Annotated in this window: 17 protein-coding genes; 1 reads left to right on the top strand and 16 read right to left on the bottom strand. The window is 61.8% G+C overall.

The annotated features are described in order from the left end of the window. Positions 1-30 precede the first annotated feature (30 nt). The 3 genes from AC1DIS_RS23525 to AC1DIS_RS23515 all read right to left on the bottom strand — a co-directional run bounded on the left by AC1DIS_RS23525 (position 31) and on the right by AC1DIS_RS23515 (position 5,011). The gene (locus tag AC1DIS_RS23525; protein WP_477743088.1) at positions 31-939 is read right to left on the bottom strand and encodes a zeta toxin family protein; all 909 of its coding nucleotides are present in this window, start codon (positions 937-939) and stop codon (positions 31-33) included. A gap of 128 nt (positions 940-1,067) precedes the next feature. Further along, a complete protein-coding gene (locus AC1DIS_RS23520; protein WP_477743087.1) occupies positions 1,068-3,347 on the bottom strand; it encodes an ATP-dependent DNA helicase in 2,280 nt (759 codons plus the stop codon). After that, positions 3,344-5,011, bottom strand: coding sequence for a VRR-NUC domain-containing protein (locus AC1DIS_RS23515; protein WP_477743086.1), 1,668 nt, complete (start codon positions 5,009-5,011; stop codon positions 3,344-3,346). Before AC1DIS_RS23515 ends, AC1DIS_RS23520 begins: the two co-directional genes overlap by 4 nt. A 207-nt stretch (positions 5,012-5,218) precedes the next feature. On the opposite strand from AC1DIS_RS23515, the gene AC1DIS_RS23510 reads away from it, so the two are divergent. Next, positions 5,219-5,443, top strand: a complete 225-nt coding sequence (locus AC1DIS_RS23510; RefSeq protein ID WP_018925975.1) for a YgdI/YgdR family lipoprotein — start codon at positions 5,219-5,221, stop codon at positions 5,441-5,443. A gap of 180 nt (positions 5,444-5,623) precedes the next feature. On the opposite strand, the gene AC1DIS_RS23505 is transcribed toward AC1DIS_RS23510, so the two are convergent. From AC1DIS_RS23505 to AC1DIS_RS23445, 13 genes are all read right to left on the bottom strand, one after another. Beyond that, entirely contained in the window at positions 5,624-6,703 is a 1,080-nt protein-coding gene (locus tag AC1DIS_RS23505; RefSeq protein WP_477781110.1) for a tartrate dehydrogenase, read from the bottom strand. A 24-nt stretch (positions 6,704-6,727) separates the two neighbouring features. After that, positions 6,728-8,185 carry an NAD-dependent succinate-semialdehyde dehydrogenase gene (locus AC1DIS_RS23500; RefSeq protein ID WP_477743085.1) on the bottom strand — a complete coding sequence of 486 codons (1,458 nt, stop codon included), beginning with the start codon at positions 8,183-8,185 and terminating at the stop codon, positions 6,728-6,730. A 149-nt stretch (positions 8,186-8,334) separates the two neighbouring features. After that, a complete protein-coding gene (gene argE, locus AC1DIS_RS23495; RefSeq protein WP_019578987.1) occupies positions 8,335-9,492 on the bottom strand; it encodes an acetylornithine deacetylase in 1,158 nt (385 codons plus the stop codon). Then, positions 9,489-10,658 (bottom strand): NAD(P)/FAD-dependent oxidoreductase, encoded by a 1,170-nt coding sequence (locus AC1DIS_RS23490; RefSeq protein WP_477743084.1) that lies wholly within the window; start codon positions 10,656-10,658, stop codon positions 9,489-9,491. The genes argE and AC1DIS_RS23490 overlap by 4 nt, the downstream gene beginning before the upstream one ends. After that, positions 10,655-12,046 (bottom strand): FAD/NAD(P)-dependent oxidoreductase, encoded by a 1,392-nt coding sequence (locus AC1DIS_RS23485; protein WP_258614378.1) that lies wholly within the window; start codon positions 12,044-12,046, stop codon positions 10,655-10,657. The genes AC1DIS_RS23490 and AC1DIS_RS23485 overlap by 4 nt, the downstream gene beginning before the upstream one ends. Beyond that, positions 12,028-12,336, bottom strand: coding sequence for a (2Fe-2S)-binding protein (locus tag AC1DIS_RS23480; protein ID WP_018925981.1), 309 nt, complete (start codon positions 12,334-12,336; stop codon positions 12,028-12,030). Before AC1DIS_RS23480 ends, AC1DIS_RS23485 begins: the two co-directional genes overlap by 19 nt. Next, positions 12,333-14,174, bottom strand: a complete 1,842-nt coding sequence (locus AC1DIS_RS23475) for an ABC transporter ATP-binding protein (RefSeq protein ID WP_477743083.1) — start codon at positions 14,172-14,174, stop codon at positions 12,333-12,335. The genes AC1DIS_RS23480 and AC1DIS_RS23475 overlap by 4 nt, the downstream gene beginning before the upstream one ends. Position 14,175: 1 nt before the next feature. Then, positions 14,176-15,051, bottom strand: coding sequence for an ABC transporter permease (locus tag AC1DIS_RS23470; protein WP_018925983.1), 876 nt, complete (start codon positions 15,049-15,051; stop codon positions 14,176-14,178). Beyond that, positions 15,048-16,004, bottom strand: coding sequence for an ABC transporter permease (locus tag AC1DIS_RS23465; RefSeq protein ID WP_018925984.1), 957 nt, complete (start codon positions 16,002-16,004; stop codon positions 15,048-15,050). Before AC1DIS_RS23465 ends, AC1DIS_RS23470 begins: the two co-directional genes overlap by 4 nt. Before the next feature lie 47 nt (positions 16,005-16,051). Further along, positions 16,052-17,689: an ABC transporter substrate-binding protein gene (locus AC1DIS_RS23460; RefSeq protein WP_477781109.1), complete on the bottom strand. Its 1,638-nt coding sequence runs from the start codon at positions 17,687-17,689 to the stop codon at positions 16,052-16,054. Positions 17,690-17,783: 94 nt separating this feature from the next. Then, positions 17,784-19,058 carry an NAD(P)/FAD-dependent oxidoreductase gene (locus AC1DIS_RS23455; RefSeq protein WP_064617988.1) on the bottom strand — a complete coding sequence of 425 codons (1,275 nt, stop codon included), beginning with the start codon at positions 19,056-19,058 and terminating at the stop codon, positions 17,784-17,786. 42 nt (positions 19,059-19,100) lie between these two features. Then, on the bottom strand, positions 19,101-19,769 hold the full coding sequence (locus AC1DIS_RS23450) for a haloacid dehalogenase type II (RefSeq protein WP_018925987.1): 669 nt from the start codon (positions 19,767-19,769) through the stop codon (positions 19,101-19,103). Between the two features lie 321 nt (positions 19,770-20,090). Then, entirely contained in the window at positions 20,091-21,563 is a 1,473-nt protein-coding gene (locus AC1DIS_RS23445) for an aldehyde dehydrogenase family protein (protein ID WP_477743081.1), read from the bottom strand. Between the last annotated feature and the right edge of the window lie 55 nt (positions 21,564-21,618).

Here is a 21,618-nt window from a genome sequence, read left to right as displayed (position 1 = left end):
ACTGTAGGAGCTGAGCTCCTACAGCGCGGATTATCGGTACACGTATTTGACGATGTAAGCGTACAGCTCGTTGTAGACGAAGTTCGGGACATAGCGGGCATGGGTCCGGGACTTATGCAACGCCACATGACATTCTTTGACCATTTCGTCCCGGTCGGTCATCGTGAAGACATGTTTGTCGATGATGCCGGAATAGACACCGTGCGAAAAATGCGCGTTGAGTGTCGTCGAGTCGATCGCTCCGTTGGCGGCCTTTGTGTAGGTGCTCTGAGCGCGCAAGACACGGTCTTTCAAACCACCAAACCCACGCTCGTACAAGATGATTTGCGAGCCGCTGATCGCCTTTGCGGCTGTCTCGAAGGCCGGGATGATCGCTTGTGCATATCTCATGCTGGCCTCCAGCTTTGATGCCGGGAGAAATCTTTCCATTTCCTGATCTTCCAGGCTTTTCAGTGCTCTTTTGATGCTCGATACATGAGCGAACTCCTGATTGCAGGCGACGATGTGAGTTTCGAACTGGTAGCCGGCAGCCGTCGCCGTCGGTGGGAAAGCCGCGAAATCGATGCTGTCGAATGCACATTCCATGATGATGTTGTATTTGTTTTTAAACGCCTCGGTGAAGATCTTCGTACTCACATCCCGGACAAAAGCCTCCGTATGTTCATAAGCGTGCAGGACACCGAGTTTGATCATTTCTGCGTATTGAGGGTGTTTTTTTCGGTATTCGGGCAAGTACAGCCGGACATAATTGGCATAGCGGTTGGTGGGCAAAAGGCTTTTTTCCAGCAGATAGGTTTTACCCGAGCCCTGTACCCCCGCGACAATCAGCATCTTGGGGAGTGTTTCGGCGGTGATGCCACTGAATAATGTGGTGGTGATTTCAGTGAACGCTGCGGTGACTTGTTCTGGCGTGTAAGCGTAATTCGGTGCTACTGACATACCTTGATTTCCTTATCAAAGATTCGCTTGAAAGTGATTGCCTGCCCTTTGAATAAAGCGGTGTTTCGTTGTTTGTTCAAACGAGCGTGTCTTTCAAGATATGTCACTGTTTTACAAGGTAAAAACTCCTACAAACCAGAAGGAAATTGCGTCAGCTCAACGGACCACCAACGCGGCAGCAATTGCTTGACCTTACTCTCCCCAAACCGGTCGTCGATCAGCATCACCACCCCTTGATCCTCTCGTGTACGGATCACCCTTCCTGCCGCCTGCACCACTTTCTGCAGACCTGGAAACAGGTAGGTGTAGTCATAACCGGCACCGAAAATCGCCGCCATGCGCTGTTTCAGCTGTTCGTTGACCGGATTGAGTTGCGCCAGCCCCAGGGTGGCGATGAAGGCGCCAATCAAGCGGGCGCCGGGCAAATCGATGCCTTCACCGAACGCGCCACCCAGCACCGCAAAACCGATGCCCTGCCCGTCGGCGGTGAACTGGTCGAGAAAGTCCTGACGCTGCGCTTCCCCCATGCCCCGGGACTGCGACCACAGCGTGATCTGCGGATACCGCTCGGCCAGCAACTGCGCCACTTGCTGCAAATAGTCGAAGCTGCTGAAAAACGCCAGGTAGTTGCCCGGACGCTGGCTGAACTGTTTGGCGATCAGCTCGACGATGGGCGCAAGGGAGGCCTGACGGTGAACGAACCGCGTGGAGATCTGGCTGACGATGTGCACTTGCAGCTGATCGGCGTGAAATGGAGATTCCACATCGATCCATACCGTGTTCGCCGGGGTGCCCAGCAAGTCGGCGTAGTAATGCCGAGGGCTCAGGGTCGCGGAAAACAGCACCGTGCTGCGCGCAGCAGTCAGGCGCGGGCGGATGAAACCGGCGGGCACCACATTGCGCAGGCACAGCTGCGACAGATTGCGCTTGCGCTCGAGGTCACGCTTGCTGATGTCGAATAGAAAATGCTCGTCGAACAGTTCAGCCACGCGGCCGAATTGCAGCATGTCGAAGTAAAAATTCTGCAACCCGCTGTCCAGGCCCTGAGGATGATCATTCAGGTAGTCGCCGATGCTTGCGCAGCACAAGGACAAGGCCTGAAGCAGTTTTTCCGGGGCTTTGTCGTAGGCCTGATAGGGGCCGAGTTGCTGATCGTGCAAGGCATTCCATTCACGATTGACTCGCTGCAAGGATCTCTTCAACGACTCGGGCGCGGTTTTTCGTACGCCGTTCAAAGTCGCCTGGTCGAGGCTGGCGCTGTACATTTGCCGGCCGCGCTCCACCAGGTTGTGGGCTTCGTCCACCAGCACCGCGACGTTCCAGTTATTGGCCTGGGCCAACCCGAACAGCAACGCGCTGAAGTCGAAATAGTAGTTGTAGTCAGCGACCACCACGTCCGCCCAGCGGGCCATTTCCTGGCTCAAGTAATAAGGACAAACCTCATGCTGCAGGGCCACCTCGTGCACGGCACTCTGGTTCAACAGGCTCAATTGACTGGCGGCCTGACGCGCGCCCGGCAGACGATCATAAAAACCCTGGGCCAACGGGCAGGATTCGCCATGACAGGCCTTGTCCGGGTGCTCGCAAGCCTTGTCCCGGGCGATCATCTCGAGGACTCGCAACGGCTGTGCATCGGCGCTGTCGAGGATGACCTGAGCCGCGTCCAGCGCCAATTTGCGCCCCGGGGTTTTCGCCGTGAGGAAAAACACCTTGTCCAGTTGCTGCGGCGCCAGGGCCTTGAGTATCGGGAACAGCGTGCCAATGGTCTTGCCGATACCGGTCGGCGCCTGGGCCATCAGACAGCGGCCGGTGCTGACTGCCTTGAACACCGATTCGGCCAGATGCCGTTGGCCGGGGCGAAAATCGGCATGGGGAAAGCTCAGCTGTTGAGCCGCCACATTGCGCCCTTCGCGATGGGCCATTTCCTGCTCGGCCCAGTGCAGGAACAACCCGCAGTGGTGCTCGAAGAACAGCTGCAAGTCGGCGGCGCTGAAGGTCTCGACCAGACAGGTTTCCTTCTCGCTGACGATGTCGAAGTACACCAGCGCCAGGTCGATCTGCGCCAAATCCAGTTTCTGGCACATCAACCAGCCATAGACTTTCGCCTGCGCCCAGTGCAACTGCCGGTGGTTGGCCGGCTGCTTGCTCAGGTCGCCCCGGTAGGTTTTGACTTCTTCGAGGCAGTTTTGCCCCGGATCGTAGCCATCCGCCCGGCCTTTCACGCTCAAGGTTCGATACTGGCCCTCGAGTGCGACCTCGTTCTGGTAACCCTCGCTGCGTCGTGACGCCACGGTGCGATGGCCGACAATGCCTTCCAGCGCGGTTGGCGACGGGGTGAAACGCAGGTCGAGGTCGCCGACCTTGGCGGTGAATTCACACAACGCCCGCACAGCGATGCTGTAGCTCAAGCGCCCTGCTCCACCCATTGCACGTAGCAAACGGCGATGGGCATCTGGTGCTCGTGACAGAACTCCAGCCAGCGCAATTGGTTGTCTTGCAGGCGATCGCCGGGGCCTTTGACTTCGATCATTCGGTAGGTTTTGTGTTGCGGCCAGAACTGGATCAAGTCCGGCATGCCGGCGCGGTTGGCCTTGATGTCGAGCAGCAGTCGATTGAACCAGTGCTTGAGGTGTTCGGCGGGCAGACAGTCGAGCGCCTGCTCCAGCAGTTCCTCGCTCAGCGCGCCCCAGAATACGAACGGCGACTGCACGCCCCACTTGGCGGTGTAACGCTCGCGGATGGTCTGGGCGTAACGCCCGTCATCGAGTTCGGCGAGGCAGGCCTGGAACAGATCCGCGCGCCGCGCATGAAAGTCTTCGTTGTGCAGGTCCACCGGGCCGCGCTGGAATGGGTGAAAAAACGCCCCCGGCAACGGGGCGAAGATCGCCGGCCAGCACAGCAACCCAAACAGCGAGTTGATCAGGCTGTTCTCGACGTAATGCACCGGTGCCGACTCGTCCGCCAGATGCGCCTGAACGTAATACTCCACCGACAATGCCGGGTCGTGCCTGGGCAATTGCAGGTCCAGGCGCTGCATGGGCCGCGGGGCTGGCCGCTTGATCGGCGGCCCGCCCAGTTTGCGCCGCAGCCTGGGCAGCACACGCAATAAATGCTGATGTTCGGTGGCGTTTTCCGGGGTTTGCTCGGCGTGGCTCGCCAAATCCATGGCCAGTTGAAATTCACCACAGCGCTCCAGCACGCGAATCAGCCGCAGGCGTGCGCCGGGGTAGGCGCAATCGCGGTAGAGGCCCAGGGCGGTGGAAAAATCCGCCATGCGTTCGCAGTGCTGAGCGATCTGGAACAGCAGCTTGGCCCGACGTCTTTGCAGCCAGGGATTGGCGAGTTCCAGCCTGTTGATCTGCTCGACAACCACCGCCACCTCTTCACCGGCCTCGAAATGCTGCTGACAGCTGTGCAGGAACAGGCAGGCGTCGACGTCTTCGCGGCTGCGCAAGCCTCGGGACTCGGCGCAAAACTCGACTTTTTCGTAGGTGTAGATGCCCAGGTCAGCCAGAACGAATTCCGACCAATCCTGGTAAAGATTGCCGAAGAACATCAGGCGCAACCGATCGCACAGGCCCATGACGGTCAGGCTGAACAACCGGTCATCCAGTGCCGGGCACCACTGGGCAAAACTTTGCTCTTCAGGAAACTGCTCGCTCAGGGCCGGCAGCCAATCGCTCTTTTTGCCTTTCGGTTGATCGATGGCATCGCCAAAACACTGGAGAATCTCGGCCTTGAGCAGCACCTCGAACACCTCCTCGACAGGCAGCGGCGACTGTTCGTCGATCCAGCCCAAAGCCAGTAGCGGCGCCGCGGCGCTGGCGATGTCGCCGATTTCGACGTAACTCAGTTTGCCGACCCTGAAATGCACGCCCTTGCGCATCACCAATCTGACCAGCAAAGCCTGGGACTCGCGGGGCAGTCGATTGAAGTCGCGGATGAAGTCCTGCTCTTCGATACTGAGTACATCGGCATAACGATGCTCAAGCCAATCAAGTACTTGCATGAAGTTGTTCAAGTAATAGAACGGGTCGTCGAGGGGATTTACAATCACGGGCAATCGGGCCATGGCAAGCGAATACTGGTTATGCGTACAGATACCAGCTATGCCCCACCCGGTGCAAACGGAAAAGGATAAGTGGCGACGCAATCGGACAATTTTCGGGTGACCATCGAACTTTCTGCCATTCCATCGCACCAACCGCGTTAGAAGCACAGTGAGGATTGATCTCGAACGAGGCGTTCGCACTGTTTTTATTGAGTGATGGAGGTGTGTATGAATATCAAGACTCTGGGTTTGCCTCTGGCGGCAGCGGCCTTTCTGGCCCTGACCGGTTGCTCGACGCCAACGGTCGTGACCCTGCAGAACGGCACCCAGTATTTGACCAAGGACATGCCGAACACCAAGGGCAAGGATGGCTTCTTCGAATTCGAAGATATTTCCGGGGCGAAAGTGAAAGTCCGCGCCGATGACGTGGCCACGATTCGCAAGGAAGACTGATCCCCTGCGTTCGGCCGTAGCAGCTGTCGAGCCTGCGAGGCTGCGATCGGCGACGAAGTCGTCGTAAATCCTGTCCACGGTTTAGCTGAAACACCGCAGTGCCCGATTTCACGACTGCTGCGCAGCCGAACGCAGTCTCGCAGGCTCGACAGCTGCTACACAAGGAGTGCGTCGCAGGCTTTAAAGCGCTTGCGCGATCGCCTTGCCGACCTCCTGAGTCGAGCCCTGCCCGCCCAGGTCCGGGGTGATTGGCCCTTCTGCAATCACCCGTTCGATCGCCTGCAGAATCCCGTCGTGCGCGGCGCGATAACGCTCATCGCCATTGCCCAGAAAATCCAGCATCAACGCACCGGACCAGATCATCGCGATCGGGTTGGCGATGTTGCGCCCATAGATGTCCGGGGCCGAGCCGTGCACCGGTTCGAACAGCGATGGAAAACGCCGCTCGGGATCGAGGTTGGCCGACGGCGCAATGCCGATGGTGCCTGCGCAGGCAGGTCCCAGGTCGGACAGAATGTCGCCGAACAGGTTCGACGCCACCACTACATCGAACCGGTCCGGTTGCAGTACAAAACGCGCGCACAGGATGTCGATGTGCYGTTTGTCCCAAGTGATGTCCGGGTACTGCGCGGCCATCAATGCCGTGCGTTCGTCCCAGTACGGCATGCTGATGGAAATCCCGTTGGACTTGGTTGCCGCCGTCAGGCGTTTGCGCGGTCGGGTCTGGGCCAGGTCGAAGGCGAACTTGAGAATCCGGTCCACGCCGCGCCGGGTGAACACCGACTCTTGCAGCACGAACTCATGCTCGGTGCCTTCGAACATCTTGCCGCCGACCGAGGAATACTCGCCTTCGGTGTTCTCGCGGATCACCACGAAATCGATGTCCCCCGGTTTGCGCCCGGCCAGCGGGCACGGCACGCCGGGAAACAGACGTACCGGGCGAATGTTCACGTATTGGTCGAAGTCGCGACGAAACTTCAGCAGTGAGCCCCACAAAGAAATGTGGTCCGGCACCTTGTCCGGCCAGCCGACGGCGCCAAAGTAGATCGCATCGAACCCCTTGAGCTGGTCGAACCAATCGTCGGGCATCATTTTCCCGTGTTCCAGGTAGTAATCGCAGTGAGCCCAGTCGAGCACTTCGATGCTCAGCTCCAACTGCCACTTCTTCGCGGCTTGCTCCAGTACCCGCAACCCTTCCGGCAGGACTTCCTTGCCGATGCCATCGCCGGCAATCGCGGCGATTCTGAATGTCTTGCTCATCAATCGTGCCCCCGTGTCCGTTAATTACAGCCCGCCGATGTGGAAAGCTTTGACTTCAAGGTATTCATCCAGCCCGTACTTGCTGCCTTCACGGCCCAGCCCAGACTGCTTGATGCCGCCGAACGGCGCGACTTCCATGGAAATGAGCCCGGTGTTGAGGCCGACCATGCCGAACTCCAGCGCCTCGCCGAACCGCCAGGAACGGCGCAAATCCTGAGTGAAATAGTAGGCGCCCAGGCCGTAAGGCGTGGCATTGGCCAAGGCCAGCGCTTCGGCCTCAGAGGTAAACCGCATCAACGGCGCCACCGGGCCGAAGGTTTCTTCGTTGGCCAGCAACATGTCGGCGTGGGTGTCGCCAAGGACGGTCGGCTGAACGAACTGGTTGTCACCCTCGGGAATGCCGCCGCAGAGCAAACGCGCGCCCTGGCTCAGGGCATCGTCGATGTGCCGGGCGACCTTGCTCACCGCCGCCGGGTTGATCAGCGGGCCGATGGTCACGTCGGCGTCCAGGCCATTGCCGACCTTGAGTTTGCCCACCTCCTCCACCAGTCGCTGGGCGAAACGTTCGTAGATGCCATCCTGCACCAGAATGCGGTTGGCGCAGACGCAGGTCTGCCCGGCGTTGCGAAATTTGCTGAGCATGATCCCGGTTACCGCCTGCTCCAGGTCGGCGTCGTCGAACACAATGAACGGCGCGTTGCCGCCCAGTTCCAGGCTCAAGCGCTTGATGTGCTCAGCGCTCTGACGCATCAGCAGCCGACCGACCGCAGTGGAGCCGGTGAAGGAGATCTTGCGCACCGTCGGATTGCCGGTCAGTTCTTCGCCGATGCCGGCGGGCATGCCGGTCAGCACGTTGAACACCCCGGCCGGAATGCCGACGCGTTCGGCGAGTACTGCCAGGGCCAGGGCCGACAGCGGGGTCAAGTCCGAGGGTTTGACGATGATCGGGCACCCGGCGGCCAGGGCCGGCGCGCACTTGCGGGTGATCATCGCGTTGGGGAAATTCCACGGGGTGATCGCGGCGCACACGCCGACCGGTTGCTTGAGGGTCAGCAGGCGGCGGTCGCCGCTGGGGGCCGGTATGGTTTCGCCGTAGACCCGGCGGGCCTCTTCGGCGAACCATTTGACGAACCCGGCACCGTAGCGGATTTCACCCTTGGCTTCGTTCAGCGGTTTGCCCTGCTCGCAGGTCATGATCAAGGCGAGGTCGTCGAGGTTGTCGATCATCGCCTGATACCAGCGCTCCAGCAGCGCCGCCCGTTCTGCTGCCGGGCGTGTGCGCCACGCGGGCCAGGCCCGCTCGGCGGCTTCGATGGCGCGTCGGGTTTCTGCGCCCTGCATGGCCGGCACCCGGGCAAGCAACTGGCCGGTGGCCGGGTCGATGACGTCCAGGGTCGCGGCGTTATCGGCGCCGATCCACTGCCCGTCCACATAAGCGAGTTCTGCCAGAAGGCTGGGGTCTTTCAAACGATTCTTGAGCATGGTCGAGTCCTGATCCGAGACATTTCCAGTCTAGGGAGGTGCCACGGATGAGGATGCTGAAAGCGTTTGATGGGCAGTGTTGGATGCTGAAATTCGCGGTGGGACGGCAGGCTCTACCGGCAAGCACAAATCAAAAGATCTTGACGATCTCAAAGTTTCAGGGAACCCAGCAATCCCTCCAGAAACCGCTCCCCAGCCTGCATCTGGCTGATCTCGATGAACTCGTCCGGCTTGTGCGCCTGTTCGATCGAGCCCGGGCCGCAGACCACCACCGGTACGTCCAGACGCTGCTTGAACAACCCGCCCTCGGTGCCGAACGAGACTTTGGCGGTGCCGGTGTCCGGCGCGGCGAAGTTTTTCAGGAAGCGCACCGCTTCAACGCTCGGATGGGTATCGAGGCCCGGATAGACGTTGAGGGTTTCGATCTCGATGTCTGCCACGCTGGACAGCTTTTTCGCCTCGCGCACGATCACTTCGGCACGCTCGCGCATCTGCTCCAGGAACTGATCCAGATCGTCCGCCGGCAAGTTACGTACCTCGAAATCCAGGGTGCACAGGTTCGGCACGATGTTCAGCGCCTTGCCGCCGACAATCTGCCCGACGTGCACGGTGCTGTAAGGCACGTCGTAATCGGCATCCTGTGCGCCCTGCTCTTGCAGTTGCTGCTGGCTCTGACGCAGAGCCGCGATGAAATCGCAGGCCACGTGAATCGCATTGACCGAACGCGGCGCCAACGAGGAATGCGCTTCCAGGCCACGGCAATAAGTGCGGTAAGACCCCTTGCCCTTGTGCCCCAGCACGAACTGCATGTTGGTCGGCTCACCGATCAGGCACAAAAACGGCCGTACCGGCGCCAGGTGCAGCACGTCGAGTAAACGTCGTACACCGACGCAGCCGGTTTCTTCGTCATGGGACAAGGCGATTTGCAGCGGTCGGCTCAACGAATGGTCGGCGGCATCGAGCATGGCGTCGATGGCCAACGCGATAAACCCCTTCATGTCGCAACTGCCACGCCCGTAGATCCGCCCGTCCTGCACCGTCGCCTCAAACGCCGGCAAGGTCCAGGCCTGCCCCGCCGCCGGTACTACGTCGGTGTGGCCGGACAACAGAATGCCTGGTAACTCTTTAGGGCCGGTGCTGGCGAACAGGTTGGCCTTTTTACCCGTTTCGTCCTTGACGATCAGTGACTCGATGCCCTTGGTCAGCAGCAAGTCGCGTACGTACTCGATCAGGGCCATGTTCGACTCTGAAGACACGGTGTCGAAGGCCATCAGGCGTTTGAGAATATCCAGTACACGGGGTTTCATGAGGCCCTGCTCCTTTGCTCGGTTGTCCGTTGCTCGGCTGAAGGGGTGAACCGGCGGATCGAGAACGGCTCAATCGAAGTGCTGGTGCTGCCGGTGCTGATCAGTTCGGCCATCACGTCGCCGACGCCTGGGCCGAGCTGGAAGCCATGACCGCAGAAGCCGAACGCGTAATACAAACCGTCAACGTTGCCGCTGGGGCCCATCACCGGCAGGGAATCGGGCAAGTAGCCTTCAATGCCGCTCCACACACGGATGATGTTCAGGTTGCCGACGCCCGGTAGCAGGCGACGCATCTGGTCCATCTGATTAAGAATGCTGCGCGGCTCGACATAGGCGCGGCGGTTGAGCATGTCCGGTTTGCTGCGGTAGCCGCCACCGATGATGATGTTGCCGCGCGGGATCTGGCGGAAGTAGATCACTTCTTCGGGGATCTTGGTGTACACGCCGATCACCGTTGGCAAGGCGTACGGCACCGGTTCGGTCACGGCCATTTGTGGGCCGTTGGTATCCAGCGGCACCGGTTCGCCGAACTGCGCCGAGAGTTTCTGGCCCCAGGCGCCGGCGGTGATCAGCAAGCGCTCGGCGCCGAACTTGCGACCGTCGGTGGTGGTCACCGTGAACTCGCCGGCAATTTTCTGCACTTCAGCGACTTCAGTCTGTTCCTCGATCCGCGCCCCGAGGCGGCGGGCAGCCCGGGCAAACGCCGGCGCGGCCAAACGCGGGTTGGCGTGGCCATCGTGGGGCGCGTAAGAACCGCCCTTCACGTCCGGCCCGAGGAACGGAAAGCGCTGGTGCAGCTCGGCGCCACGATAGATTTTCAAATCCAGCTGCGCCGCCTCGGGCGCTGCCGCATAGGCTTCCAGTTCAGGGATTTCATCCTCGCGGTAACACACGCGCATGTGCCCGCTGGCAATGAATTCGAGGTCGTCGTCGATCAGCTCTGGCAAGCGTTTCCACAGCGCCCAGGAACGGTTGGCCAATTCCAGTTGACCGAGGAAGCGTCCCTGACGCCGGACGTTGCCGAAGTTCACACCGCTGGCGTACTGACCAATCTGGTCGCGCTCCAGCAGAATCACCGACTGCCCGCGCTGGCGCAGGAAAAACGCCGCCGCCGAGCCCATCAGGCCGCCGCCAACAATCACTACATCGGCTTTGTGTAGCGTCATGGCGACACCTCCTCGGTGAGCATCGAAAGGGGTTTGACCGGTGCCTGTCCACGCTGCCGACCGACCTGTTGCACGCTGACGCCTGCCGCCGCCGCGATCACTTCGGCCCCGGCCTGGGAGCAATAACGCCCCTGGCAGCGGCCCATGCCGACCCGGCTGAAGGCCTTGGCCCGATTGACTTCACAGGCCCCCTTCTCGCTCACGGTACGGCGCAACTCGCCGGCGCTGATCATCTCGCAGCGACAGACGATGGCTGAATCCGGCAAGGCTTTGGCTTGCGCCGTCGGCCAGGGAAACGCCTGGGCCAGGCCGAGGCGAAACTCATCCATCACCGCCAGCGCGTGCCGTTGTTCGTCACGCAAACCGGCGTTCACCGGTTGCTGCAGATCTTCCAGCAACGCCATCGCCGCCAGACGCCCGGCGTGCTCGGCGGCATCGGCGCCGCGAATCTTCGAACCGTCCCCGGCGGCATACACACCGTTGACCGAGGTGCGGCCCTCTTCATCGACGGCCAGCCACCACTGGCTGGAGGCCTCATCGAAGCGCATGCGACAACCGGCCAGATCGGCCAGTTGGGTTTCCGGGCGCAAGTGATAACCCAACGCCACAGCATCACAATCCACCGTTAACGTCTCACCGCGCGCGGTACGCACCCGCACACCACTGACGCCGCTGGCTGCATCGCCTTGGACCTGAAGCGGCGAAATCCCCAGATGCACCGGGATTTTCGCCCGGTACAACTGCGCCAGTAACTTCATCCCGGTGAACAGCAATCCCGGACGCGCCATCAGCTTCGGCACTGCCGCGATGCGCTTGCTGAGGGGTGAAGTGTCGAGCACCGCCGCCACATTGGCGCCTGCTTTGACGTATTGGCTGGCGACCAGATACAGCAACGGCCCGCTGCCCATGAACACCACGCGGTGGCCGATGGAAACCGCCTGGGACTTGAGCGCGATTTGCGCCCCGCCGAGGCTGTAGGTGCCTGCCAACTGCCAGCCTTCAATCGGCATCAAGCGGTCGGTGGCACCGGTGCAGAGGATCAGCGCATCGTAATCCACCGTCGAGTGCTTGCCCTGGCTGACGCAGCACAATTGCCCTGGCGTCAGGTTCCACACCAGCGTGTCGGGGCGGTAGTCGATTTGCCCGCGCAATCGGTCGAAACTCTGGTGCAGATTCTTGGCCTTGGCCGCTTCGGTGCCATACAGGGTGGCGTAGTCCCGGGTAAAACCTTCGGGCTGGCGACGGTAGATCTGCCCGCCATCCCGGCGATTCTCATCGATCAGGATCGGTTTCAAGCCAGCCGCCAGCAGCGTTTCGGCACAGCGAATGCCGGCCGGCCCGGCGCCGACAATAACCACTCGTTGAGCGCTCAGCCGTGCAGTGGCCATATTGCCTCCGGTTGTGTGGTGACGATGTCCAGCCCTTCGCGGACTTCATTGGAACAGGCGCGCAAACGCTCGCCACTGCGGGTCCAGACCCAACAATCCTGGCAGGCGCCCATCAGGCAGAAACCGGCGCGGCGGCCCGAGTCGAATTCCGATTGGCGCAGCGCCGAGCCCTGGGTCAGCAACGCGACCATTAATGTGTCGCCCTGCAACGCCTCAATGGGCGAACCGTCCACCGTCAGCTTGACGGTCGGCCGGCCCTGCTCGGCCAGCCTCACAAAACGCCCTTTCATGCATAAGCTCCCAGGCTCATGGTGGATAAACCCTGCTGTGTTTTCAGCAACTCGGCACTGTCGTGATGACAAAGAATTTCGCTACCGCCGTCGATGATCCGCCGGTTCGGCGCGGTGCGATTGCACAGGCCGTCGACCCGCACCGGGCAGCGACTGAGAAAGGTGCACAGCTCTGGCACATTGGCCTTGGCGCCAATCGGCGGCAGCGTGCCGCAGGTGGTGCCGCAGTTTTCCAGCCAGCCCTGACGCAGTTCCGGCACCGAATGGATCAACAGGTCGGTGTAGGGATGGAACGGTGCCTGGGCAAACGCCTGCCGGCTGCCGGCCTGAACCTTGTGGCCGCTGTACATCACCACAATGTCGTCGCACAGCGCGCGCACCGTGGAAATGTCATGGCTGATGAACAGGTAGGACACGCCCAGTTGCTGACGCAGGTCGCGCAGCAGTTCGAGAATCGCCGCGCCGACCACGGTGTCCAGCGCCGAGGTCACCTCGTCGCAGAGGATCAGGTCCGGTTTGGCCGCCAGGGCACGGGCCAGGTTGACCCGCTGTTTTTGCCCGCCGGAGAGCTCATTCGGACGGCGTTCGGCCATGGCGCGCGGCAAGCGCACCAGGTCCAGCAGTTCGCCGATACGCTCGCGCAGCGCGGCGCCCTTGAGGCCAAAGTACATTTTCAGCGGACGGCTCAGAATAGTGCTGACACTGTGCATCGGGTTGAGCGCAGTGTCGGCATTCTGGAACACCATCTGAATCCGGCGGAACTGCTCATCGGTGCGCTCGGACAGGCTGCCGCCCAGTGGCTGGCCATCGAAGGTCAGGCCGCCCAAGGCCGGCGTCAGCAACCCGGCCACCACCCGCGCCAGGGTCGACTTGCCGGAACCCGACTCACCGATCACGCCAATGGCCTGGCCCCGGCGCACGGTCAGGTCGATATCTTCCAGCACACGAATCGACGGCATGCCTTGCAGGTTCTTGTTGCCGTAACCGGCGGTCAGCCCCTGGATGGTCAGCAGCGGTGTTTCTTCAGCGATGCCGCAAGGTGGGCGGATCGTCGTGTCCGGGCGGGCCGCCAGCAGCAGGCTGCGGGTGTATTCATGGGCCGGAGCCTTGAGCAACGGCGCGGTGGCGCTCTGCTCGAAAATCTGCCCGCCATTGAGCACCACAATCTGATCGGCCATTTGCGCTACGACCGCCAAATCATGAGACACATAAACCGCCGTCGCGCCACGCTCGCGGACCACCCGCTTGAAGGCGCGCAGCACGTCGATCTGCGTCGTCACGTCGAGGGCGGTGGTCGGCTCGTCGAGCACCACCAGCAGCGGATCGCTGATCAGCGCCATGGCCGCCATTACCCGTTGCAACTGCCCGCCGGATACTTGGTGCGGGTAACGCTGGCCAATGTGATCGGGATCCGGCAAGGCCAGATCGCGGAACAGTTCGATGGCTTTGGCTTCCAGCACGGCCCGGCTACCCAGGCCGTGAATCAATGCGCCCTCCACCACTTGATCGATCAGTTTTTTCGCCGGGTTGAACGCAGCGGCGGCGCTCTGGGCAATGTACGACACCCGATTGCCGCGCAGGCCTTGCAGCTCGCCTTCGCTCAACGCCAGCATGTCGTGCTCGCCGACTTGCACCACGCCGGACGCCAATCGACAACCGCGTCGGGCATAGCCGAGCAACGCCAGCGCTATGGTGGTCTTGCCGGAGCCGGACTCACCGATCAACGCCAGCACTTCACCTTTGGCCAGGGAGAAGCTCACGCCTTTGACGATCTCCACTTCGCCACGCTCGCCGCAAGCGACCACGCGCAGGTCTTCGACTCGAATCAAATCACTCATTTCAATGACCTCCCGTACGTCGACTACGCCGTGACGACAGTCGGTCGATGAACAGATTCACGCCGATGGTCAGGGTGCCGATGGCCAGCGCCGGAATCACGATGGCCGGCGCGCCCTGATTGAGGCCGCCGATGTTCTCGCGCACCAGCGAACCGAGGTCGGCATCCGGCGGTTGCACACCGAGGCCAAGGAAGCTCATGCCACTGAGCAGCAGCACGATGAAGCCGAAGCGCAGCCCCAGATCGGTCAGCACCGGGTTGAGCATGTTCGGCAGGATTTCCACACAGGCGATGTACAACCGGCGCTCGCCACGGGTGCGGGCGACTTGCACGTATTCCAGCGCTTCGATGTTCACCGCCATGCTGCGGGCGATGCGGAACGCGCCTGGGGTGAAGCTCAGCACAGCGGTGCAAATCAGCAACAGCACCGAAGAACCGAACGCCGAGACCATGATCAACGCCAGCATCTTGCTCGGGATGGATATAAAGGCATCCATCAAACGGCTGATCACTTCGTCCAGCCATTTCGGCGACACCACCGACAGCAGCGCACATCCGGTCCCCAGCGTGCTGGCCAACACCGCTGAAATCAGCGCCAGCCCCACGGTGAACCGCGCGCCGACGAGAATGCGGCTGAGCATGTCGCGGCCCAGGTAATCGGTGCCCAACGGGTAAGCCGCGCTGAGGCTGTCGAACACGTTATCGGAGACCACTTCACCCACCGGGTGCGGCGCCAGCCACGGACCGAAGATAGCCACCAGCAGCCAGATCACACACATCGCCGCCCCGACCAGGCCAAGCCACGACGGTCCATGGGCAACCTTGCCCAATGCCAGCTCGGGCCCGGCAGGCGCCGATTTCGCCATGAGATCGTTCATTGGTTTCTCAGCCTCGGATTGGAAAGAATCGCGCACAGGTCGGCAATCAGCACCAACCCCAGGTACGCCGTACAAAACAGCATGGTGCAGGCCTGAACCAGCGCCATGTCACGGTTGGTCACGGCATCGACCATCAGGCTGGCGATGCCGGGGTAGTTGAAGATCGTCTCGACGATCACCACCCCGCCCAGCAGGTACGACAGGCTCAGGGCGATGGCATTGGCAATCGGCCCGATGGCGTTGGGCAAGGCATGGCGCAACACGATCCGTACCGGGCTCACGCCCTTGAGCCGGGCCATTTCCACATAGGCGCTGTCGAGCTGATCGATCACTGCCGCCCGGGTCATGCGCGCCATTTGCGCGACAATCACGCAGCACAGAGTCATCACCGGCAAGGCGTAGGTGCGCATGAATTGCCAAGGTGAGGTGATGTCGCTGGCATAGGACAGCGCCGACAGCCAGCCCAGGTTCACCGCAAAGATCAGCACTGCCAGGGTCGCCACCAGAAACTCCGGCACGGCGACCAGAGCCAGGGTGATGAAGCTGAGGACACTGTCCATGCGCCCGCCCCGGCCCATGGCCGAGCCGATGCCGATGATCAGCGCCACCGGCACCGACACCAGCGCCGTGACGGCCGCCAGCATCAGTGTGTTGGGCACCCGCCCGGCCATCAGCTCGCTGACCGGCAAGGCATTGGACACCGATTGCCCCATGTCGCCGCTCAGCAGGTTCATCAACCAATGCAGGTAACGCACCACACCGGGTTGATCCAGCCCCAGTTTCAGGCGCAAGGCCGCCACCTGTTCCGGCGTGGCGAATTGCCCGAGTGCCTGTTGCGCCGCGTCCCCCGGCAATACCGCCGTGATCGCAAACACGACCATAGACACGATCAACAAAGTCACGATCGCCGCGCCCAGGCGCCGGCCGATCAACCACAGTGTGTTGCTATTCATCGCCCTACCCTCATGCAATAGCCCCGCTGACGCCCGTGTGCGGCCGATCAGGCATCGAGCCAGACCTGTTCGGCGAACATGTAGCCCATGAAACCGCCGAGGGGGTTGCTGCCGTAGCCCTTGATGCGCTGGTCGACACCGTCGATGTTGCTAATGAACACCGGCACGCCGATGCCACAGTGTTCATGCACCAGGGCCTGCATGTCGGCGTACATCTTGCTGCGCTTGGCGTCGTCGGTTTCACCGCGGGCGAGCATCAGCAGTTGGTCGAACTGATCGTTCTTCCAGCCCGACTCGTTCCATGGCGCGCTGGACTGGAAGAACTGCGAGAACATCACGTCGGCGTTCGGCCGTGGGTTGATGTTGCCGAAGCTCAGCGGGTGCTTCATCCAGTGGTTGGACCAGTAGCCGTCGCTGGGCAGGCGGTTGACGTCGAGCTTGAGCCCGGCCTGTTTCGCCGATTGCTGCAACAGCACGGCGATGTCCACCGAACCGGTCGCGGCAGGCGATGCCACCAGCGGCATGCTGATGCTTTCCATGCCGGCCTTCTTCAGCAGGAATTTGGCTTTTTCCGGGTCGTAGGCCCGCTGCGGCAGGTCGGCGTTGTAGTAGCGCGAGCCAGGGGAAATCGGATGGTCGTTACCGACGACGGCAAAGCCACGGAACACCGCGGACTTCACTTGCTCACGGTCCAGCAAATACTTCATCGCCTGAGTGAATTCGGCGCTTTTACCCGGCATCTGGTCCTGACGGATGATCAGGTCGGTGTAGTTGCCCGACGGCGCATCGACGACCCGGTGTTTGGCGCTGGCCTTGATCCGTGTGGTCGAGCGTGGGTTGACCTCGTTGATCATGTGCACGTCGCCCGACAGCAGCGCGTTGACTCGTGACGGTTCGTCGGCAATCGCGATGAATTCGATCTCGTCCAGGTACGGCAGGCCCGGTTTCCAGTAGCCGGTGTTGCGCGCGGCAATCGAGCGTACGCCCGGTTTGAATTCCTTGACCGTGAACGGCCCGGTGCCGATGCCCTGGTTGAAGTCGGTGGTGCCTTCGGGAACGATCAACAAGTGCGACACGGCGAGGATCGACGGCAGCTCGGCGTTCGGCGCGCTCAGGCGGATCTGCACTTCGTGGGTGCCGGTGGCCTTGATCTCTTCGAACTGCGCCATCAGCGGCATGACCTTGGAACCGGTCAGCGGGTCTTTGTGGCGCGACAGCGAGAACACCACGTCGGCGGCGCTCAKGGTCTTGCCGTTGTGGAAGGTCACGTCCTTGCGCAGGGTGATGATCCACAGCGTCGCATCGGTGTTATCGATGCGCTCGGCCAGTTCCAGTTGCGGCACCAGGTGGCTGTCGAAACGAGTCAGGCCGTTGTAGAACATGAAGTGACGCACGTAGTCGGTAGACAGCGCGCCCTTGGCCGGGTCCAGGGTGTCGGCGGTGGAGCTGGACATGCCGGYGACGCGAATCCGCCCGCCCGGCTTGCCTTTGCCCGGGGTCGCTGCTTCTTCAGCGAACAGTTTGCCGGCGGCGCCGAACAGGCTGCCGGCACCCGCTGCGGCAACACCCGCCACGCCGAGCATCTGCAAGGCGTGGCGGCGCGACATGCCACGATTGAGGCCTTCGAATACCCGCAGGCTGTCCTGGCCGGAAATCAGTTTCGAGTCGATCTTGTTGTCAGTCATATCAGTTGTACCTGTCGAAAATCAGAAGATTCGAGTGCTCCGGTTGACCGGAACGTCCTGGAAACGCAAACGACGGTGACGCCACAACATCAACTCAATGCAAATAGTCCTGGAGGCGGTAGTAAGCGCCCACGAACGGCAAGAACCACGGCTTGCCGAAATGCCCGGGAATCGCTGGCCAGTCGAGTTCGCGCCAGGGATTGGCCTCGACTTTGCCGGCCATCACCTCGGCCATCACCTGGCCCATGTGCACCGACATCTGCACCCCATGGCCGCTGTAGCCCATGGAGTGATAAACCCCGCCATGCTGGCCGGCGCGAGGCAAACGGTCGGAGGTCATGTCCACCAGCCCGCCCCAGCAATAGTCGATTTTCACCTTGGCCAACTGCGGGAACATCTGCACCATCGCCGCTTGCAGCACCTTGCCGCTCTTGGCGTCGGACACGCTGTCGGACATCGCGAACCGCGCACGTCCGCCGAACAGCAAGCGGTTGTCCGGGGTCAGGCGAAAGTAGTTACCGATCATGCGACTGGTGACATAGGCACGCCGACCGGGCAGCAACTGATCGATGAGGAACTGCGGCAGCACCTCAGTGGCGATCACGAAACTGCCGACCGGCACGATCCGCCGCCGATACCAGCCCAGGCCACCGTGCTGACAAGCGCCGGTCGCCAGCAATACTTGCCCGGCGTGCAAAGAACCCTTGGCGGTGTTGACCCGATAACCGCCGGCCTGGGCCTTCCAGTCCGTCACCGACGTACCTTGATAGATCAGCGCGCCGTGACGCGCCGCAGCCTCAGCCAGACCGACGCCGAAACGCCCGACATGCATCTGCACACCGTTGCGCTGCAGCAAGCCGCCATGGAACTGGGCCGAATTCACTTCGGCGCGAGTCTGTTCGGCGTTCAGCAACTCGACCTCGGCATCGACCTCCTTGCGAATCAATTCGCAGGTGCGCGCCAGGCCTTCGTAGTGCAGCGGTTTGGCCGCCAGTTTGAGCTTGCCGTTGCGCTTGAGGTCGCAAGCGATCTGCTCCTGCTCCACCAGGGACACAACGCTCTGCACCGCGCTTTCATAGGCCTGGTAATAGGCCCGCGCCTTGTCGGCACCGAGGCTGGCACTCAGCCCGGCATAGTCCTGGGCAACGCCGGTGTTGCATTGGCCGCCGTTGCGCCCGGAGGCTTCGCCGATCACTCTCCCGGCTTCCAGCACCACCACACTGGCGCCCTTCAAGGCCAGCGCGCGAGCCGCCGCCAGGCCGGTGAAACCGCCACCGACGATGGCCACGTCGACCTGCCCGGGCAATGCGCCGAGCTGAGCACCGGTAAACGCCGGTGCGGTGTCGAGCCAGTAGGATTCACTGCCCATGTCTAACCCCTTATTCCGTGAAGAGCGCCGTTACCGTTCAACTCAGAGACCGACCAGCGCCGCCAGTCCACCGATGTCGGTGATCTGCTGGTAGCCGTAGAACGCATTGCCCGGAACCTCGTGACCGCGGGCGACGAAGGCCTTGTTCTTGATCTTCATGTCGTGGGCCGGCATCAGGTCGTAACGGAAACTGGAAGACACATGCAAGATGTCTTCCGGGCCGCAGTTGAGGTTGTCGAGCATGTACTCGAACGCGGCCAGGCGCGGCTTGTAGGCCTGGGCCTGTTCGGCGGTGAAGACTTTGTGAAACGGTGCGCCGAGCTTGTCGACGTTGGACATGATCTGGCTGTTGCTGGCGTTGGAGAAAATCACCAGGGGGATCTTGTCGGCGATTTTCGACAGACCGGCCGGCACGTCCGGGTGCGGGCCCCAGGTCGGCACGGCGTCGTAATACAGCTGGCCTTCGCCACGGTATTCGACACCCCAACGCTTGCAGACCCGCGCCAGGGAGGTCTTGAGGATTTCGTCATACGGCATCCAGTCACCCATGACCTGGTCCAGGCGATAGGCCGAGAAGTCCTTGACGAACTGATCCATCTGCTCGGGCGCCACGCGGTCGGCGAACAGTTCGCGAGTCATCGTGCCCATGTGGAAATTGGTCAGCGTACCGTAGCAGTCGAACGTAATGAATTTGGGGCGTAGAAAGCTCATTGAGTGCGGTCCTGAAGTTCGTTGAGGTCATGGCGCGACAGGTATTCGCTGCGTTTCGGGAGCGGCGATGCAACGCTGCAGCACACCGTCATTACAACACCGTGAAATCAGCAGATGGCGTTAAAAGCGACCTGTGCTTGATACAAACCACCGTTTTAGCCTGCCCCCTCAGCAGACTTTGCGGCTCGCTCCAGCCTTGGGCAACCCCCGTATTTATGCGCCCTTATGGACCTTCATGGCTATGCGAGGCTGACGAACGCCCCCATTCACGGCAGACCTCACGCCGCCTCGCGCTGCTCGGCAGCTGCTACGGGGGCCGTGTTATTGGACGATATCGATCAGCACGCTCTTGAAGCGCAAGTTGGCTTCGAAGGCTTCGCGCCCCAGGTCCTTGCCGATGCCGGAGCGTTTGTAGCCGCCGGTCGGCAGGATGTAGTCGTTGCTGCGTCCATAGCGGTTGACCCACACCGTGCCCGCCTCCAGCCGCCGGACCAGTCGCAGGGCGCGGTTGATGTCGGCGGTGTGCACGCCCGCCGCCAGGCCGTAGGTGGCGTGCGCGGCCAGGCTCAGTGCCTGCTGTTCGTCATCGAACGCCTGCACCGTCAGCACCGGGCCGAAGATTTCTTCACAGATCGCCGGGTTCTGATTGTCCAGGCCAGCCAGCAAGGTCGGCTGGTAATAGGCACCGCCCAGCCCTTCAAACAAACCACCGCCAGTCAGCACTTCGGCCCCGGCCTGGCGCGAACGCTGGACGATGCCGTCGATACGGCTGGCCTGCAACCGGGAAATGATCGGCGACAGCGTGCTCTCGGACGACCAGGTCGGCCCCGGGCGCAATTCCTCGAAGTACGCCTGCAAGTGCGCAACGAACGGTTCCATGATCGAGCGCTCGATCAACAACCGCGAACCAGACACGCACACCTGCCCGGCATTGCCGGTGATGGCCAGCGCCACGGTGCGCGCGGTTTTCGCGATGTCCGGCACGTCGGCGAACACCAGTTGCGGGCTCTTGCCGCCCAGCTCCAGCGTTACCGGTTTCGGCCCCACCAATGCGCAAGTGGACATGATGCTCGAGCCGGTCGCCGTGGAGCCGGTAAAGGTTACCTTGCCCACCCGTGGATGACGGCACAAGGCGTCGCCAGTGACGCGGCCATCGCCCTGAACCACGTTGAAAATCCCGGCAGGAATGCCCGCCTGCAGCGCCAGTTCGGCAAAGCGCAGGCTGGAAAACGGCGTCAGCTCCGACGGCTTGAGCACCACGGCATTGCCGGCAGCCAGCGCCGGCGCGACTTTCCATGAAGCCATGCTCAAGGGGAAATTCCACGGCGCGATGGCGGCGATCACGCCGTACGGTTCAGCGATCTGCATGCCCAGGCGATCGGTCTGGGTCGCCGCGACTTGGCCGCCGTGCTTGTCCGCCAGTTCGGCAAAGAAACGAATGCCCTCGGCGACATAAGGAATGTCCCAGGCGATCACATCTTTATGCGGACGGGTCGAGCCCACCGCTTCCAGCGGCGCCAGCACGGCGATATCGGCTTCGATCAGATCGGCCCAGCGACGCATGACCCGTGCCCGTTCCCGGGGCGGACGGCTGGCCCAATCGCTGCGGTTAAACGCCTGCCAGGCATCGTTGACCGCCTCATCCACCAGGTCGGCATCGGCGATCGGCAACTGGGCATAGGCCTGACCGTCTGAAGGGCGAACCACCTCCAGCCCCGGTTGGGCGTCGCGGTATTTGCCAGCAATAAAGTGAGCGCTGCGCACAGCGATAAGGCGAGGATCGAAGCTATCCATGGAGCACTCCAGAAAGGGACGGCGAGGCGTTTACTCAGGCCTCCATCGTAGAAAA

This window comes from Pseudomonas sp. 05N433, from assembly GCF_056396925.1.
Note: the sequence above shows the minus strand (reverse complement) of the source record. Positions and strands in the feature narration are given on the sequence as shown.